Below are 17275 nucleotides of genomic sequence, written 5' to 3' on the forward strand. Positions count from 1 at the left end.
CACACAAAAAATAATCATCATCATGTTTAAAACAGTCTTAGAAAATCACCTAAAAGCAAAAGCTCCTTTCTTAGAACAGGACTTAATGAATCAATGTGCTTTGATTTTGGGAGAGGTCGCACAAGAAAATAACCTATCTGAATATAAGTTATCCATGCTATTTAAAGTAGATGGTCAACAACTGATCGCTCAAGTAATCGACCCTCAAGCAAAAGAGCTAACGGCTTTTGATGCTGGGGGCTTGTTTACCGAAATGTTCGAGCTTCAAATGAAAGTAGTTCCTCCAGCAATCAAAGATCCAATCATGAAGCAACTAGGAGGGGAGAACCTGGAGCAGCTCTTGGTATCCATGTTAAAGGATAACTATTTACTGATTCGCTATAACCTAAATAAAAGCTTGGAGCTGTATCAAGTAAATGCCCGTAAGAGCGAAAAGATCAGTATTCAAGTATTTGTTGAAGAATTAAAATTGTAGACCAATGAGCCAAGAAAAAAACAGTTTCAAGCCCTTGACCGTTCATCCGCCACTTGTTTCCCGACAATTGGGCAGATACAGAGACACCGCTGGTGTGTTTTTAATTCGAGATAAAGAGACCGTAATTTATGTTGGCAAGTCTAAAAATATATACAAAGCGGTTTTGCGCTTGTTTCAAAAGGGCGGCTTACTGGAGCATTTGGATAGAAGGATCTTAAAATTTGAGTCTATCTTATCCAATTCTCGTTTGGGGCCAATAGAAACGGTCTTAAAAATGCGGTTTAAACCTCCATACAACTACATTGCAAAGTGCAAGCCGCTAACGCTTAGTTTTTACCAAAAAAAGCAAGAACAGCGAATTTGGGAGACTTACTTGGAACAAACTCGTTTTGATGTTCCTGGAGAGCATCAATCGGATAAAAAGTATTGACTTTGTTTTGCTGATTTAGATTTATAATTGTTTAAAAAGCTGCTTCTATTTTAGAAGTGGCTTTTTTTTATGCAAAGTTTCAAACTTTATCAAAGAAAGTTTGAAACTTTTTTGTATAAAGTTTCGGGTAATATGACTTTATTTAGTAGTTTCCTCAATATTGAATTGAAGATTGTAAGGACTAAACACAAATAATGTCAGAAGAACACAAAAAACAGCTGGAGCAACAACTTTGGAATATTGCCAACACCCTAAGAGGGAAAATGAATGCAGATGAATTTAGAGACTATATCTTAGGCTTTATTTTTTACAAATACCTATCTGAAAAAATGCACTTGTACGCCAATCGCTTGTTGGCAGGGGAGGACATCGAAGAATATACACAGATAGACGAAGCATCTGCAGAAGGAGAAGAATATTTGACGGCCATTAGAACAGAAGCGGTGGAAACCTTGGGTTTTTTCTTAAAACCTAGCGAATTGTTTCATCAAGTGGCACTACGTGGCGCTGCTCAAGCAGAAGATGAAAATGCCGAAGCTCAAAGCAACTTTATTTTGCAAGATTTGACCGATATTTTGAAGAGTATCGAGCAGAGCACGATGGGTGCAGGGAGCGAGGACGATTTTGAACAATTGTTTGAAGATTTGGATTTGACCTCGACTAAATTAGGGCGCACGGAAAAGGACAAAAATGCCTTGGTGGCAAAAGTCTTGGCGCATTTGGATAAAATTGATTTTAAGTTAGAAGATACCGAAGCCGATGTGTTGGGCGATGCCTACGAATATTTGATTGGGCAGTTTGCGAGTGGAGCAGGGAAGAAGGCAGGGGAATTTTATACGCCCCAACAGGTGTCTATGGTCTTAGCTAAGATTGTGACCACCAACAAAACAAAATTGAAATCGGTTTACGATCCCACTTGTGGCTCTGGGTCTTTGTTGTTGCGAGTTGCCAAAGAAGTACAACAAGTTTCTACCTTTTATGGGCAAGAAATGAACCGTACGACCTACAATTTGGCTCGTATGAATATGATCATGCACGATGTTCATTATAGTAAGTTTGACATCAAGCAAGAAGATACCCTAGAGAAACCACAACACCCGAACTTAAAAGCGGAAGCTATTGTGGCGAATCCTCCTTTTTCTGCCAAGTGGTCGGCAAATCCTTTGCACAACAACGACGACCGTTTTTCTGCTTATGGCAAATTAGCCCCTAAATCCAAGGCAGATTTTGCCTTTGTGCAACACATGATTCATCATTTGGATGAAGCTGGCACGATGGCGATTGTTTTGCCACACGGGGTGTTGTTTCGTGGTGCAGCGGAGGGCTTGATTCGTCAACATTTGATTGAAACTTGCAATTACTTGGATGCGGTGATTGGCTTGCCTGCCAATATCTTTTATGGTACCTCCATTCCGACATGTATTTTGGTCTTTAAGAAGCAACGGGAGCATTCTGATACCATCTTGTTTATAGATGCCAGTCAAGAATTTGACAAAGCCAAAACGCAAAACTTCTTGCGCTCGGAGGACATTCATAAAATTATTACCACTTATAGAGAGCGTACCGTTATCGACAAATACAGCTATATAGCGAGCTTGGAAGAGGTCAAAGAGAACGATTACAACCTCAATATTCCTCGTTATGTGGATACCTTTGAGGAGGAGGAAGCGGTGGACTTAAAGGCGGTGGCTCAAGAGCTAAAAAGCTTAGAGTCGGAGATGGAAGCAACGGATGCCGTCATTGCGGATTTTTGTCAACAATTGGGCATTGATGCGCCTTTCTAAACTACTGGGATTATTATGGTAATAATGGATGATAAAAAGAAGAAATTGGTGCCTGCTTTGAGGTTTTCGGAGTTTGAGGGGGAGTGGGAGGATATAAAATATGGAAATATTTATACATTTTATTCCACCAATTCATTTTCTAGAGATAATCTAAATTATGAAAAAGGGATAGTTAAGAATATTCATTATGGTGATATTCATACCAAGTTTCAAACAATGTTTGATATAGAAAAAGAACTTGTTCCCTTTGTTAATGAAGATATAAATATTAGTAAAATAGCTAGTGATAATTATTGTAAGGAAAAAGATTTAGTTATTGCTGATGCTTCTGAAGATTATGCAGATATAGGGAAATCTATCGAGATTATAAATCTAAATAAAGAACGTGTAATAGCAGGACTTCATACATTTTTGGCTAGACCCAATAAACGTGATTTAGCATCTGGTTTTGGAGGTTATCTAATGCAATCTTGGGCTATTAGAAAACAGATAATGACAATAGCTCAAGGAACAAAAGTATTAGGACTTTCGACTAAGAGAGTAGTTAATGTATTATTAACTATCCCCACCCTCCCCGAACAACAAAAAATAGCCAACTTCCTATCCTCGGTAGACAAAAAAATCGAACAGCTCCGCCAAAAAGTAAGCCTCTTGGAGGACTACAAAAAAGGCGTAATGCAGCAGATTTTTAGTCAGCAAATTCGCTTTAAGGATGATAATGGGGAGGCGTTTGCGGATTGGGAATACATTAAATTAGGTAAATTGACTTATAAAGTAGGTAAGAAAAACAAAGAGAATATTCAATACCCTATATATTCAATTAATAACCAAGAAGGTTTCTTGCCTCAGTCTGAGCAGTTTGAGGGAATGGATAGTAATGATAGAGGTTATGATATTAGCTTGTATAAAATAATCAAGAAAGGAACCTTTGCTTATAACCCTGCAAGAATTAATGTTGGGTCTATAGGGTTTAGTGGAGAGTTGGATAACGTTATTATTAGTTCACTTTATGTTTGTTTTAAAACAAAAGAGAACTTGGAAGATGCTTATCTACTTAAATTCCTAGATACATTTGATTTTAATAAAGGAGTTCTTAGAAATGTAGAAGGAGGTGTTAGGCAGTATCTTTTTTATGATAATTTTTCTAGTATAAAAATTCCTTTACCATCAAACAAAGAGCAACTTAGAATAGCTGATTTTTTGAATAGTATAGATGAAAAAATCAAACAAAATCAAATAAAAGTAAAGCAAGCCCAACAATTCAAAAAAGGCTTGTTACAGCAACTATTTGTATAAAAAAAACTCCAAGGGTTAATTTTCCCTTGGAGCTTTTTGCATTTTAAATACTAGGAAACTTATCCCTCAGATCCCCCAAATCAGAGACACCCAATTGTCTCAAATATTCGTCCACCTGATCCAAGGAATGATGGCGTAATTGAATTTGTAGTTGTTTAATATGAATGCCAGCCTTTACTGCAGCAACAGCGCCCGTATGCTTCCAGGAGTACAACTTATAGCGAGTAGTATCAAAACCCAATTCTTTTAAAATTAGTCGGTGTTGCCGCCCAAAAGTATTCATACCAGTAGGAGCCAAATAATGCGTACCAGGAAATAAATATTCGTTAGGAGTACGGTTTTTTAGTTTTTGCTTGACAGTAGGAAAAAAAGCGTTAGGGATCGCAACGTATTGTTGCTTTTTATTTTTGGATATGTTAGAAGGGACAAGAATTTTTTGTTCCTCAATGATAATATCTCCCACCTTGAGCAACCGAAGCTCTGCACGAGGTCGAAGGAAACAGTAATACACAAACTGCACAAAAAACCACAAATTAGGATTCTTATTTTTTATGGCATTACTTAGAAATGTTATTTGGCTCTGGGTAAAGTATGTGGCTGGAGTAGGAGAAGCTTTTCGAGTTTCAATTGCATCTAATAGATGCTGTTGATCACACCAACTAAGTGCTTGAGTAATGCACTGTATATAGTCGTTGTATGTATTAGGAGATAATCTTTTTTCTTTGGTTAGGTGTTCAAAGAAGAATTGATAAACACTTTCCTCATTCCACTTTTTATTTTGCATCCAATTGGTAAAAATACGAATCTTGGATTTTTTGCAACTATAAGTTTTAGGTCTCCATATTGGCTTCCTGCTTTCTAATTCCTCCAGTATTTTTTGGATAATTCCTCTATTGACTTTTTGTAAATGGACGCTCTCTAATTGATCCATCAATTTCCTAGCTGCAACCTTTCTAGCTTGTAGCGTTTTGAATTTATTGATGTCACCATATTTTTTAATTCGTTTGCCTTGGTCATTATAATAGTAAACAAACCATCGAGCAGTTAGTGAATTATTAGCAGTGTATAATTGAGGCAAACTATTTTTAATCATTGTTTAGTTTTTGTACAAATAGGTCTAGGCTGAACGAAAGGCGAAAGATACTCTAAATTTATATATTATGTATCATTTTAATTTGTTAATTGTTGATAATTAGTAATTTAAAAGTTTTTGTGGAAAAGGCGGGAGTCGAACCCGCATCCTTCTCGTTGCAAACGAGATGCTCCGCCAATTGAGCTACTTCCCCGAATAAGTGCCTTTAGTGACTGAGTAGGTTTTGAATCTACAGCCTCTTATTTAGAGCAAGTGATGAGACTCGAACTCACAATCTTCTGGGTGGAAACCAGGTGCCCTAGCCATTGGACCACACTTGCTGTTAGTCTATGTGTTGTACTCTAGATAGGATTCGAACCTATACTACAACGGGTTTAAGCCGTTTGCCTCTTCCATTGGGCTACTAGAGTAGTAGAGCAAGTAGTGAGGTTCGAACTCACAATCTTCTGATTGGCAACCAGATGCCTTAGCCAATTAGGCCATACTTGCTAAAATTGTACGGGTGACAGGGTTGAACCTGCATCTCCTAAGTCCCAAACCTAGTGCTTTTGCCTTGTTAAGCTACTCCCGTAAATATTGGGTACCTTCAGTGAGAATCGAACTCACACTGTATAGGGTCTAAGCCTATTGCCTCTTCCATTTGGGCTATGAAGGTAAACGAACGATTTTTGAACTTGCCTCAAAATCAAGGTCTAGTAGACCTTGAAGAGAGTGCACCGCAAAGCGGCAAAAAAAGTAAAAGGTTATCTGAAATTTGAAGTTTAAACAATTGAATGTATACCTATAAGTCGAACGATTTTTGAGCTTGTCTCAAAATCAAGGTCTGATAGTTATCATTATACGTCTATTTTGTTTTCAAACATCCTATTTGTACGGGTGACAGGGGTCGAACCTGCATCTTCTAAGTCCCAAACCTAGCGCTTTTGCCTTGTTAAGCTACTCCCGTAAATTTAATTACAAAGTAAAGATCAGGCAGTAGGACTTGAACCTACAACCTCTGGAGTCAAAGTCCAGTGCTCTAGCCAATTGAGCTATACCTGAATAATTGGTTTTATGGTTTAATCTAAACTTGTTTTAGATCATCACATTGCAGGGGCAGCAGGATTTGAACCTACAACCTTTGGTTTTGGAGACCAGTGCTCTACCAGATTGAGCTATACCCCTAGTTTTTGCGGAAAGAGTGGGAATCGAACCCACACGAGTCGTTAACTCCGAACAGTTTTCAAGACTGTGGCCACCACCTATTGGCTTGTCTTTCCAGTTTGTTTTGTAGCGGAGGATACAGGAATCGAACCTGTGTTCCATAAGGAAACCTATCCTTAGCAGGGAAGTGCCTTGCCACTCGGCCAATCCTCCATAAAACAGGCAAACAGCCTGTCCGTTGTAACATCTAAAATTATCTTGGAAGACTATTCTTATGAAAAGAACCCCAATTTTTAGTTGCATTTTAGTGTTACAACAAGCGATTGTCAATCGCTTTCGATCATAGAACTTTTTCTGATTTGGATTAATGGTTAATCCTTATGTCTACTCCTTGTGTTTCTCCAAGACAGCAATAGTAGCACTTGTTTGGAGGTAAGTTTTCTTAAAAACTTACTCAGAATAGGGCATCTGACAGGATTCGAACCTGCGACGGACATATTGTCCAGTAGAGTCACAATCTACTTGCTTAAGCCTCTCGCACACAGATACCATTCTGGAGAATTACTAGCATTCGTCGTAGTGGCGACGGGATTCGAACCCGCGAACTCAATAACTTGGACTAGGTTGAAAGCCTAGCTGCTTTGACCACTTGCATACACCACCAATTTAAAAATCTTAATGAGTTGGATTATGTCGAATGCGTAATGATTTACTTCAGGTTATATGTTTTGAATGATTCATTTCTGTTCAAATAAAACTTGCCTCAAAACGACATAATTATTCCTACTATTTGAAAAACTGCTTGAATAAAGTTGTATGTTGTTCATTATTTCTTTTTTTGTGAAGATGGTAGGATTTGAACCTACAACCATCCCGTTAGAAGCGGGAAGCTCTAATCCATTGAGCTACATCTTTGTTTGTATAGAGCCGATAGAGGGACTTGAACCCACGACCTGTTGATTACAAATCAACTGCTCTAGCCAGCTGAGCTATATCGGCAGATATAAAAGTAAACCGAGTGGGACTCGAACCCACGCTCCTCTGATTAAAAGTCAGATGCTTTGCCAACTAAGCTACCGGTTTGTTTCTAAGTGTTCCTCGTTGTATACTTAGCCCCTAACAGGAGCTGTTGAAATTGAACGAACTAGTGGTATTACTTAGACTTGAACTAAGGACCTCTGGTTTTTCAGACCAGCGCTCTTACCAACTGAGCTATAATACCGTTTATTGTGGCGGACTGGGTAGGGCTCGAACCTACGACTTTCTGATTAACAGTCAGACGCTCTAACCAACTGAGCTACCAATCCGTAGTTTTGTAAAGTAAACCGAGAGGGATTTGAACCCACGCTCCTCTGATTAAAAATCAGATGCTTTAGCCAACTAAGCTACCGGTTTGTTTCCTAATGTTCCTCGTTGTATCTAGATCAAATGATCGATTGGACAGTGAACGAGCTAGTGACACTACTTAGAATCGAACTAAGTGCCTTCTCCTTTTCTGGAGGTGCTCTTGCCATTGAGCTATAGCGTCATTTGAGTGGAAATGATAGGATTCGAACCTATGACTTCTTGGGTGTAAACCAAGTGCTCTAAACCAACTGAGCTACACTTCCTTTTTTTTATGAATACTTTATTTTAGGCAATAGAATTTTATGCTGATAAAAATGATTTTTCAGTTTGGTATTCATCTATAAAGTCTTTTTGTAGAAATGATAGGACTTGAACCTATGATCTTTTGAGTATCAGTCAAACGCTTTAACCAACTAAGCTACATCTCTATATGGTGCTTTATTGTGTTATTAATTTTAGCAACCAATTTTGGCGATGGAGACGAGATTCGAACTCGCAACCTTAGGATAGACAATCCTCTGCGCTACCGTTGCGCCACACCATCGTAAAAAATAAAAACGAATGTAAAAATAAGAGTATAACAAGCCCGCTTTGCGGTTCACTTCACTGAATACCATCAAAGGTATTCCCCCTTCGGGTTCGTGCCGTTGTGGAGTACAATTGCGAATGAAGTAAGTTAATTCTGGAAGAGAATAAAAATAGCATTATTCGCAGTTGTAAGTCCACCTTGGTTCAACTACGAATTCAATACTACTAAAGGAGAGAATTATAGTTGATGTATGTTATTGTTGAAGGCTGCTAGTTGCCAAAAACTTAAGGTAGCATTGGGGCAATCTTGGCCTCCAAATCTAGCGTTACCTATAGGCATTTGCCCACTTTTTTGACTCGGCAGAGTCAAGCCTTCTTTGCTTAGCTCCATCTCGATAGCGTCATTGCGCTCACTAATGCGAGTGTCTAAGACTCGTTTTTGTAAATTGGCTAGCATAATTGTTGTTACAATCGATACTGAAGTTACAAATAGTGTTCTCATAATCTGATGGTTTTAGAGAATAATTGACAGGCAATTATTCTGGTTCTTAGGTTATTTTGACGTTTCTAATAAATATCTATGAAGCGGATGAAACTTATAGAGTTTTATTAGTGGGGCGAGAGGGATTCGAACCCCCGAAGTAATTAAACGCCTGATTTACAGTCAGGCTCCTTTGAGCCGCTTGGATATCTCCCCTTATTATTTGTTTGCCAGAGTTTGGACTTTTTGTTTGTTGCTGATAAAGACAGCTTTACGTTTATAAGATTTAGTTTTTATTATAAAACAGTCAACGCATTTTGAACAATAGAATCGTCGAACTAGGCAATCGTATAGAAAGAGTTCTATCCATTCATTCTTTTGTTATACCTATATTATAATGTCAAAGAATAATAAGTTTACACTTATTTGTTTTGCAAATAACAAGGATAACAGAATTCCAAACTTGTACTGAAAGTAAATTGAACTTAGTGAATCCGTAGTTTGCTATTTGCGCAACACTACGAACTTTTTAAGTCATTGAGCTTAGGAGCGCTCGTAGTGAAGGTGTAATCTATAATTATCAAAAGAACTAAAATCTGAACTATGAACTAGTTGGGCATTCTCACCATACCCTAGTCCCTTCTCTTGGCAATCTATGACTGCTTTCGAGGCATCCCAACTGCCTAAAATGCTTGGAAGCATCGGGGCATTGGTTGGACGAATATGTGATTGAATGAATACCATTATTATTATTTTAGTTTGTTTTTGATGACCTAAATTGTAGTTTATTTATGGTTTAATTTAGGTAGGCAATGTTTTTTTGTTGTGCTTTCATTGCGCCGTTCGAGGTATATAACTTTACGGAAGGCGTTATAGTTCCTTAAGCTGAAAAAAAAATTTACTTTTTTTTAGAGTTTTATTTGGAGTTGAGTTTTAATAGTTTGATTTGTAATGGTTTGTGGTTTTGTTTGTAAGTGAAGTTTTTTTTGAAAAAAAATAAAAAAACGGATTAAAGTTCATTTTTTGAGAAAATAATAGCCTTCTTTTTTGTTGAATGGTTTTGGGATCAGGGATTTTTCAGTCTTTAAGGTGTTTTAACTAGAGGGACTTTTGAATAAAGCGTTAATTTGTCAAGAAATGTTATTATCTAAGATGTCATCAGTGTGTATTTGAGTGCTTGAATATTGCTTTATATAAATTATCCTAATGATTAGGATAAGAATAGGGAAAAAGTATATCACCAAAAGTGGAAAAAAGACTTTTCCAAATAACCACCAAATCAGATAGTAATAGATGTCTAAAGCTGTTGTAGTGATGTATGCCAATAAATGAAATAGAGGGCTTTTATAAGATAAGGTAAGGTGGCTTTTGTTAAGAACTAAATCTTTTAAGCGTATGAAAATTGTTAATAATAATAAGATATCCATCACAATTCTTAAAGTATCATTATAATGATAAAAGGAGTTGGAGAGGAGGGGAGAGTAATGAAGTTGTATGCTATAAGCAACGAGCAGTAATGAGATACATTCAAATATACTGATTAGTATTAAAAAGCGCATGGGAGAAGATTTATTAGAACAATATTGTTTTAAATAGCTGAATGGCATATAATTTTTTCTGAATGATTACTTATATTGTCTAATCAAGTCGTATCGTGTAGTTTTAGAAGATTTTAATAAAAAAAAACAAAAACCTCTTTATCTTTGATACAAGGTACCCGAATAAAATAAGAACCCCCAATATTATAAGGTAAATAAGCAATGGAAGAAAAGAATACTTCAAATAATAAAAATAAACCTCTATCGTCTCAACCAGACGATATCGCTATAGGTAATTCAACAATTTCTAAATTGATTTCTAGAGGTGTTCATGAGTTAAAAGAACTGTTTAGTTTGCATTTGGATACAGACGAAGCAGGAACAATTGAAAGTATCCGAAAGAGCATCGAATTTAAGGGAGGTAATTTGTGGGGGCTAATTTTTGCAGCATTTATAGCTTCAATAGGTCTAAACATGAATTCAGGTGCTGTTGTAATTGGTGCCATGTTAATTTCTCCATTAATGGGACCAATTGTCGGGATTGGATATGCCTTAGCAACAAATGATTTTGATACTTTAAAGTATGCTTTACAGAACTTAGTGATTTTTATTGTGGGATCGATTTTATCCGCAGTAGTTTATTTTTCTGTTTCGCCAATTAAGTCGTTAACAGATCAGTTGGAGGCAAGAACATATCCTACATTCTATGATGTTATGATTGCTATATGCGGTGGTGCCATTGGGATTGTTGCTAGCTCTCGTTTTGACCGAGGAAATGCAATACCAGGAGTAGCCATTGCAACAGCTTTGATGCCTCCTTTGTGTACGGTTGGTTATGGGATCGCCACAGGACAGTGGGCATACGCAGGCGGTGCATTTTATCTGTTTTTTATCAACTCTGTATTTATTGCAGGGACTTCTCTTATTTTTGTTCGAGCCCTTCAATTTCCCAAAAAAGAGTTTTTAGATCCTGTTAGAGAGCAGCGTTATAAAATGATTTTAGTAATAATTGTTGTCTTTACAATTATACCTAGTCTTTGGACAGGGTACAATTTGGTACAACGAGAGTTATTTAATAGTAAGGCGGCTTTGTTTGAGCGTAAGGTGGAAGATTATCACTTGGAAAAAGGAGTTATCGTTGACCAGAAAACAGATTATAGACGAGATACTCCTGCAATTATCCTAATTACATCGGGTGGAATTCGAGAAAGCGATAAGGATAATTTACTACATGAAATGAATGAGGTAGGATTGGGCTATGCTAAATTAATATTCAGAGAAGGCAATCTTGATGTAGAAGTGTTGTTGGCAGAAGTACAGAGTCTTCAATCTAAATTTACAACTATTCGAGAGGAATATTCTGGTATGTTAAAGAAACTGTACGAAGACAATGAAATTGTTCTCAAGAATAAAACGGAACGCATTAAATTTTTGGAGGGAGAGCTGTCCAAATATCAAATTCAGAGCAAACGAACGACTAAGCCTGTAAATGATATTGCATTAGAGTTTTCGACTTTATATCCAGATGCTGTCGAAATTTCTTACAACGAATTGATTAAAATGAATACCGAATCTAGAACACTAGATACTTTACCTACTGTTGTGATCAATTGGGAGGGAAGAAGGATGAGAAGCGAGCAAAAAGAGCGCATTGCCAATTTCTTCCAAACACGGATGAAGTTAGATACGATTTCTGTTATTATTTACTAATTCATTATTCTAATGGACATAAAAAAAGTCAGTCTTCAATCCAAATTGGATAGCTTTCAAGAGCATTGGTCGCCTAAAATAGTAGGTGCTCTCAACAATCAATTGGTCAAAGTGGCAAAACTGAAAGGTGAATTTGTCATGCATCATCACGAGCAAGAAGATGAACTATTTTATGTTATTGATGGAAAACTTTTTATCGAGTTGGAAGATCAAACCATAGAATTGAATCAAGGTGAATTTGTTATCATACCAAAAGGAGTGCCACACAAGCCGTACGCTCCAGAGGAAGTTAGTATTTTGTTATTTGAACCTGCAACAACCTTAAATACAGGAAATCAGCAGAATGAATTGACGGTTTCCGATTTAGACGAAATTTAGTTGTTTTTTGCTGTTATTTTGAATTATAAAAAAATATTGTGGAAGAATTTTTAGAAGCAGTAAGAAAGAGTATTGCGCAAGAAGAATTTGCTAAAATTACATTGAGTAAATCTGTGCCTAAATCAGCCGATTTAAAAAACATCTATGTCCGTCGAGTAGATCTGAAAGAGGGCTTTTATTTGTCTTTTACTTATCGTTATCATACACAAGATATTGTTAAGAATTATTCGCTAGATGAGGCTGTCGATATTTTGGACCAACACCTAGGCAAAGATTTTTTAACAGGTACTTTGTTGACTATTAAAGAAGATGTTGTTATCCAATTCAATAAAAAACGAAAAGTACGCCTGCAACGTCGTCAACCAACTACTCGTCAATTGCCAAAAAGAAGCCACAACAAACAGAAAAATTATTCGATAGAGGAGAGTAATCCTTTTTTGGAACGTTTGGGAGTTGCTGCGAATGGCAAAGTATTAAAAGCTCACCAAGATAAGTATCGTCAAATCAATAAGTACATAGAAATAATGGATGCTTTGTTGGAGCAATCCAATGTGCCGGAACAGGCTCATATAGTAGATATGGGTTGCGGAAAAGGCTACTTGACGTTCGCTTTGTACGATTATATTCAACGACAACAGGGGAAACCACCCAAAATGGTTGGGATTGAACTTCGGGAGCATTTGACAGATTTTTGCAATCAACAGGCAAAAGCCTTGGGGTGGAAACACATTGATTTTGTAGCCCAAGATATTTTTGAATATGACAATGATAAAATAGATGTGTTGATTGCTTTGCACGCTTGTGATATTGCAACCGATATTGCAATAGCCAAAGGTATTCAAGCCAATGCAGCGTTAATTGTGGTCGCTCCTTGTTGCCACAAACAGATTCGTAAAGCAATGAGCAGCCAAAATATTTTGCATTCCATTCTTAAAAATGGTATCCTAGAAGAGCGACAAGCTGAAATCCTAACAGATGGAATTCGGGCTTTATTGCTAGAAGCAAATGGTTATCAAACCAAGGTATTTGAGTTTATATCTTCAGAGCATACAGCTAAAAATCTGATGATTACAGCTGTCAAACAACGTCAAATTGATATAGAACTTCGACAAGAGCGATTGAACCAAGTTGCTGATCTCAAAGAGCAGTTTGGTATCAAAATGCATTATTTAGAGAAGTTGCTGGGGTAGTTGTATTTAGTCATTCTTAATGGTAGAAAATTATGAACAAATTAAAATCAAAAGCAAAATGTTTTTATTGTGATAAGTTGTTTGCGGGTGGCGGAATTTCTAGGCATTTAAAAACTCATTTGGAGAAGCTTGAAGAGGAACAAAAAAACAAGCATAAATCTTTTCATGTAAAAGTAGTAGGAGAGCAAAATTACTTTTTGCATTTATTGATTCATGAGGCGGCATTATTGGACGATTTAGATTCCTTTTTAAGGCAAATTTGGGTAGAATGTTGTGGGCATTTAAGCTCTTTTCAAATAAAAGGAAAACGTAAAATGCCAGAAGATATATGGTCATCAATGGAAGATGACTATGAATATGGGCTTGATAAGCGTACTAAAATCGGAGGTTTATTTAGGAAAGGTCTGAAACTAGAGTACGAATATGATTTTGGTTCAACAACCTATCTTGAAATTCAGGTTATGAATGAGTATTTCGTAGAAAATAAGGATAAAATTCTGTTGTTAAGCCGCAATGAACCATTGCCAATTTTGTGTGAGCTTTGCGAAAAACAGCCAGCAACAGTTACCTGTACAATGTGGCATGAAGATGAAACGGTATTTTGTGATTCTTGCAAAAAGAAGCATGCTCAAAAATGCAGCGATTTTGAAGATTATGGAGAAATGCCTATTGTCAACTCTCCACGATTTGGTGTCTGTGGTTATGAAGGGGGGAGTATCGATACCGAGAGAGATGGTATCTGGAAAAAATAGCTTTCTAGCTTATTTGAAGGGTGGTCAAATACGAAAGGCTCATTCCTAAGCATGCTGATTTTATAAGGTGTGCTTAAGAATGAGCCTTTTTTGTTGATTACTTTATGATCCTTATTGCAAACCAGGGGGAAGTATTTGGGCTGCATTGATTAGTTCTTGCAATTTTAAAACCGCTTCAGTATGTTGAGGACAGAATTCATCTAGTAGCTCGATACTAGGGCGATTCATGCGTTCTAACTGTTCCTGTTCGGATAAGGTGCTATCAATCTCTAAGACCACTTTCAAATCCTCTTGTATAAACATGCCTGTAAACTGATCAATTTGGTTGGTTGTCCGCTCACCAATACATTTGGATACTGTTTGAACAATACTCATAAAACCAGCCAATTTAATTTTGATCTGATACAACTCAGAAGTAGATAAATTTTTTAAATCATATTCCTTGGGAAGTTTATTGATATATAAAATTCCTTTATTGATTTTTTTTAAGAATTCTGCTCCATAAGTATCCAAACAACTACACCGAGCCTGCTCTTGGTCGGTTAAAAATGCAACAGTTTCAGGGCGTAATTGATCCACCACTCGGTTTTTGCAACTACTAAAAATGAAAAAAGTAAAAAAAAGTAAAAATAAAATGGAGCAATTAAAATTTTGCATAATAGACTGATTCGAAGTACTTCAATGGTAAATGACAATGATAAAGATACAAAGAATTATAGAGAGAAAACAAGTCCAAATTATTTTGGGTGTATCAGAGGGCATATTTATGGATGTTAATTAAAGTATTTCAGAATTTAATTTTGTTTTAACATTAAAAATCTTGACTTCTTAAAATAATAGTTTAATTTTGTGGCATAGTTAAGTATATAAGTTGTTTTTGTTCCCACTTAATTGTTTTGCTTTTTCTACAAAAAAAGAGATATTAAGAAGGCATATTTGGATAGAAAACAATTATTACATTGAAAAAATAAAAGCCTCCAAATAGAATTTGGTACTTGAATTTATAAGAAGATGAATAGCAATTGTTAAGCTGTATTATTCGACTAAAAATTTTCAGAAGACTTCTTTAAGTTAATGTTAAGAAGCAGAAAAAAATAAATTTCATCGATTAAAAATAGACACTAGTCGATTGCTTTTAAAATCAGGAACTTTATTCATGTAGAATGGCATTGTTCTTTATGTCACATAGATTATAACTGATAATTAATTTTTATTGTGACTATAATTATTTTGAAAATAATTTTTTATTAAAAATATAAATTTTAACTTTAAACAACACTAAAATTATGAAAGGGTCAATCAAAAGCTTAAGAAACTTTATGGTAATCATGGCTTTGGTTCTTTTAGCTATGAACACGCAAGCGCAACTAGTTGCTTACAATACTGAAACCTTGGAAGCAGCTTATGTAGCAGCTACCAAAACCGAACAGGTAGAAAATGCTGTGTTTACAAATACTGGTGCTACAATTATTAGCGAATACCAAGAAGGAGCTGCTATTATCAAGCTAGAAAATAAATACGGATTGGTAAACAAACAAGGTTACGAAATTTGTCAACCAATTTATGACGAGATCCATTTGTACAACGGCGGTTATGCTGCTGTAAAGAAACATGGAAAATGGACGTTTGTTAACAAGCAAGGCAAAAAATTAACTCCTTTGCGTTACGAGTGGGTAGGTGGTTTTAACGATGGTTTGGCTGCTGTATTCAAAGATGGAAAATGGGGATTGTTGAATGAGCAAGGGTTTGAGGTTGTTCCAACAGCTTTTGATGCTGTAAAAGTAGACCAAGATGGTCGTATCTGGGTACAAAAAAACGAGACTTGGAAGCCATTTAATGCTAAGAAGAATATTGATGAAGCTTTTGTAACAGCTTCTTAAGGACTCCATAGTTTGTTGAAAACAGGCAGTAGTAGCACAGCTAACTACTAAAAAATATTATACTGGATTTTTACCAACGAATCATAACCAACGTAAGTGGGCGATTAGCAAGAACCGAGCTAATCGCCCTTTCTTATTTTACAATAGTTAGTTGAGTTGCTGCTAATTTATAAAGCTGTATTGTTTAACTGTTTGAATAAGACAAAGGAATAGATAGCAGCAAAAATAAGAGGGATAACCATCAAGGCAACAACACTCATCAACGCCCAGTTATTAGGCAAAAAGAAAAGTAGAATAAATCCAATAAGAGCTGCGCCAATCCATAAACGTCCTCCTAGTTGATGTGTTTTTTTCCATACTTCTTCATTTTCTAATGTCCAAGGAGTACGGATACCCATAAAGTGGTTTTGGCGAATGCTCCCCATGTAATTGCCAAACAATAGCATGAAAAATATAAAGCAGTACCCTAGAAGCCGCTCAATAGGTATTTCTGTGTTGCCAGAGCTTACTAGTAAAATAGCAAATACTAGTGCCGATAAAAACAATTGTAGTGTAAGTCGTAATCGATAGTATTTTTTGCCCATCTTTGTGATACTTGCTTCTTTTGCAGTAATTTTAGGCAAGAAAAGTAGGAGTAAGTAAATCGGTAGATTAATTAACAAAACAATCCAACCCAACGAAGATTTAGAACCATAACGATCTATCTCTCCTTCAAAATTCCAGTGCATGGGAACTTGCTCTGGCAAATCGTTCCATATTATAAATAGATAGATAATAGGAGCTACTGTTATTAGTAATAATAAAAGCTCTTTAGGTAAACTAGCGGGATGGTTGGATGGTGTATTTTTCATAATTTTAATAGGATTGGTGATATTACAGGCTAACTTTTAATCGTTGCTAAAATAATAAGTAGGGGAGGTCTGTTATTTGTTATCTTTAAACTGCATCAACCACTGAATGACCTCTTCAAAAACACTCATGTTTAAAGAGTAGGAAATAAATTGACCTTGGCGAATTCCAATGACTAGGTCGGCTCTTTTTAGTAGATCTAAATGATGTGAAATACTAGGTTTGGAGATATTGAAGTGTGCTGCAATTTCTCCTGCTGTTAAATCTTTTTCTTTTAATAATTCTAGAATTTGGCGCCTAGTAGAGTCATTTAGAGCTTTAAAAAGGTTATTCATTGAATTTTGATTAGTTATTTAGATAAATGTCTAATTGTTAAACGAGAAAAGTAGAAAAAAGTTTTG

Annotated in this window: 15 protein-coding genes and 24 tRNA genes; 9 read left to right on the forward strand and 30 right to left on the reverse strand. The window is 36.1% G+C overall.

The genetic code is table 11. The annotated features are described in order from the left end of the window. The first annotated feature begins 22 nt into the window (after positions 1-22). The 4 genes from QP953_RS05900 (at position 23) to QP953_RS05915 (ending at position 3985) form a co-directional block, all read left to right on the forward strand. Positions 23-475 carry a hypothetical protein gene (locus tag QP953_RS05900; protein WP_309554286.1) on the forward strand — a complete coding sequence of 151 codons (453 nt, stop codon included), beginning with the start codon at positions 23-25 and terminating at the stop codon, positions 473-475. Between the two features lie 4 nt (positions 476-479). Beyond that, on the forward strand, positions 480-905 hold the full coding sequence (locus QP953_RS05905) for a hypothetical protein (protein ID WP_309554287.1): 426 nt from the start codon (positions 480-482) through the stop codon (positions 903-905). Between the two features lie 194 nt (positions 906-1099). Continuing rightward, positions 1100-2689, forward strand: coding sequence for a type I restriction-modification system subunit M (locus QP953_RS05910; RefSeq protein WP_309554289.1), 1590 nt, complete (start codon positions 1100-1102; stop codon positions 2687-2689). 15 nt (positions 2690-2704) lie between these two features. Beyond that, on the forward strand, positions 2705-3985 hold the full coding sequence (locus QP953_RS05915) for a restriction endonuclease subunit S (RefSeq protein WP_309554290.1): 1281 nt from the start codon (positions 2705-2707) through the stop codon (positions 3983-3985). A gap of 43 nt (positions 3986-4028) precedes the next feature. Here the strand turns inward: QP953_RS05915 and QP953_RS05920 are convergent, their stop codons facing one another. The 27 genes from QP953_RS05920 to QP953_RS06050 form a co-directional block, all read right to left on the reverse strand. Beyond that, positions 4029-5078, reverse strand: coding sequence for a site-specific integrase (locus QP953_RS05920; protein ID WP_309554291.1), 1050 nt, complete (start codon positions 5076-5078; stop codon positions 4029-4031). Positions 5079-5198: 120 nt separating this feature from the next. Continuing rightward, positions 5199-5271: transfer RNA gene (locus QP953_RS05925), tRNA-Ala, on the reverse strand. 54 nt (positions 5272-5325) lie between these two features. After that, a tRNA-Gly gene (locus tag QP953_RS05930) sits at positions 5326-5398 on the reverse strand. 17 nt (positions 5399-5415) lie between these two features. Further along, a tRNA-Leu gene (locus QP953_RS05935) sits at positions 5416-5488 on the reverse strand. Between the two features lie 5 nt (positions 5489-5493). Next, positions 5494-5567, reverse strand: a tRNA-Gly gene (locus QP953_RS05940). Between the two features lie 8 nt (positions 5568-5575). Continuing rightward, positions 5576-5649: transfer RNA gene (locus tag QP953_RS05945), tRNA-Pro, on the reverse strand. A 10-nt stretch (positions 5650-5659) separates the two neighbouring features. Beyond that, a tRNA-Leu gene (locus QP953_RS05950) sits at positions 5660-5733 on the reverse strand. 216 nt (positions 5734-5949) lie between these two features. After that, a tRNA-Pro gene (locus QP953_RS05955) sits at positions 5950-6024 on the reverse strand. A 21-nt stretch (positions 6025-6045) separates the two neighbouring features. Continuing rightward, positions 6046-6119: transfer RNA gene (locus QP953_RS05960), tRNA-Gln, on the reverse strand. Positions 6120-6168: 49 nt separating this feature from the next. Next, positions 6169-6242: transfer RNA gene (locus tag QP953_RS05965), tRNA-Trp, on the reverse strand. Between the two features lie 8 nt (positions 6243-6250). Further along, positions 6251-6337: transfer RNA gene (locus QP953_RS05970), tRNA-Ser, on the reverse strand. A gap of 14 nt (positions 6338-6351) precedes the next feature. Next, a tRNA-Ser gene (locus tag QP953_RS05975) sits at positions 6352-6434 on the reverse strand. A 250-nt stretch (positions 6435-6684) separates the two neighbouring features. Next, positions 6685-6770 (reverse strand) — tRNA-His (locus tag QP953_RS05980). Between the two features lie 28 nt (positions 6771-6798). After that, positions 6799-6884, reverse strand: a tRNA-Glu gene (locus QP953_RS05985). Between the two features lie 181 nt (positions 6885-7065). After that, positions 7066-7136, reverse strand: a tRNA-Arg gene (locus QP953_RS05990). Between the two features lie 10 nt (positions 7137-7146). Then, positions 7147-7220 (reverse strand) — tRNA-Thr (locus tag QP953_RS05995). Between the two features lie 11 nt (positions 7221-7231). Then, positions 7232-7304: transfer RNA gene (locus tag QP953_RS06000), tRNA-Lys, on the reverse strand. A gap of 65 nt (positions 7305-7369) precedes the next feature. After that, a tRNA-Phe gene (locus QP953_RS06005) sits at positions 7370-7443 on the reverse strand. A gap of 8 nt (positions 7444-7451) precedes the next feature. Further along, a tRNA-Asn gene (locus QP953_RS06010) sits at positions 7452-7528 on the reverse strand. A gap of 14 nt (positions 7529-7542) precedes the next feature. Next, positions 7543-7616: transfer RNA gene (locus QP953_RS06015), tRNA-Lys, on the reverse strand. Between the two features lie 61 nt (positions 7617-7677). After that, positions 7678-7749, reverse strand: a tRNA-Ser gene (locus QP953_RS06020). A 7-nt stretch (positions 7750-7756) separates the two neighbouring features. Continuing rightward, positions 7757-7831, reverse strand: a tRNA-Val gene (locus QP953_RS06025). Positions 7832-7922: 91 nt separating this feature from the next. Continuing rightward, positions 7923-7996: transfer RNA gene (locus QP953_RS06030), tRNA-Ile, on the reverse strand. Between the two features lie 41 nt (positions 7997-8037). Then, a tRNA-Asp gene (locus QP953_RS06035) sits at positions 8038-8112 on the reverse strand. Positions 8113-8334: 222 nt separating this feature from the next. Beyond that, on the reverse strand, positions 8335-8598 hold the full coding sequence (locus QP953_RS06040; RefSeq protein ID WP_052596560.1) for a hypothetical protein: 264 nt from the start codon (positions 8596-8598) through the stop codon (positions 8335-8337). A gap of 111 nt (positions 8599-8709) precedes the next feature. Then, positions 8710-8793 (reverse strand) — tRNA-Tyr (locus QP953_RS06045). A 327-nt stretch (positions 8794-9120) separates the two neighbouring features. Then, positions 9121-9321 carry a hypothetical protein gene (locus tag QP953_RS06050; RefSeq protein ID WP_052596566.1) on the reverse strand — a complete coding sequence of 67 codons (201 nt, stop codon included), beginning with the start codon at positions 9319-9321 and terminating at the stop codon, positions 9121-9123. Positions 9322-10337: 1016 nt separating this feature from the next. Here QP953_RS06050 and QP953_RS06055 point away from each other — a divergent pair. From QP953_RS06055 to QP953_RS06070, 4 genes are read left to right on the forward strand one after another with little or no spacing between them, the layout of a single operon-like run. After that, positions 10338-11825, forward strand: coding sequence for a DUF389 domain-containing protein (locus QP953_RS06055; RefSeq protein ID WP_052596568.1), 1488 nt, complete (start codon positions 10338-10340; stop codon positions 11823-11825). Positions 11826-11837: 12 nt separating this feature from the next. Then, positions 11838-12203 carry a cupin domain-containing protein gene (locus QP953_RS06060; RefSeq protein WP_197043834.1) on the forward strand — a complete coding sequence of 122 codons (366 nt, stop codon included), beginning with the start codon at positions 11838-11840 and terminating at the stop codon, positions 12201-12203. Between the two features lie 38 nt (positions 12204-12241). Next, positions 12242-13393 carry an SAM-dependent methyltransferase gene (locus QP953_RS06065; protein ID WP_309554292.1) on the forward strand — a complete coding sequence of 384 codons (1152 nt, stop codon included), beginning with the start codon at positions 12242-12244 and terminating at the stop codon, positions 13391-13393. A gap of 32 nt (positions 13394-13425) precedes the next feature. Next, positions 13426-14145, forward strand: coding sequence for a hypothetical protein (locus QP953_RS06070; protein WP_309554293.1), 720 nt, complete (start codon positions 13426-13428; stop codon positions 14143-14145). 111 nt (positions 14146-14256) lie between these two features. Here QP953_RS06070 and QP953_RS06075 read toward each other — a convergent pair whose 3' ends face one another. Continuing rightward, positions 14257-14724 (reverse strand): hypothetical protein, encoded by a 468-nt coding sequence (locus QP953_RS06075; RefSeq protein ID WP_156039754.1) that lies wholly within the window; start codon positions 14722-14724, stop codon positions 14257-14259. A 707-nt stretch (positions 14725-15431) separates the two neighbouring features. On the opposite strand from QP953_RS06075, the gene QP953_RS06080 reads away from it, so the two are divergent. Continuing rightward, positions 15432-16025, forward strand: a complete 594-nt coding sequence (locus tag QP953_RS06080; RefSeq protein ID WP_052596578.1) for a WG repeat-containing protein — start codon at positions 15432-15434, stop codon at positions 16023-16025. Positions 16026-16192: 167 nt separating this feature from the next. On the opposite strand, the gene QP953_RS06085 is transcribed toward QP953_RS06080, so the two are convergent. Together QP953_RS06085 and QP953_RS06090 are read right to left on the reverse strand one after the other, a co-directional pair. Then, a complete protein-coding gene (locus tag QP953_RS06085) occupies positions 16193-16876 on the reverse strand; it encodes an SdpI family protein (protein ID WP_309554294.1) in 684 nt (227 codons plus the stop codon). A gap of 72 nt (positions 16877-16948) precedes the next feature. Beyond that, positions 16949-17209, reverse strand: coding sequence for an autorepressor SdpR family transcription factor (locus tag QP953_RS06090; protein ID WP_052596582.1), 261 nt, complete (start codon positions 17207-17209; stop codon positions 16949-16951). Positions 17210-17275 lie beyond the last annotated feature (66 nt).

The sequence above is a fragment of the Aureispira sp. CCB-E genome (genome assembly GCF_031326345.1).
In the GTDB taxonomy this organism is placed as follows: domain Bacteria; phylum Bacteroidota; class Bacteroidia; order Chitinophagales; family Saprospiraceae; genus Aureispira.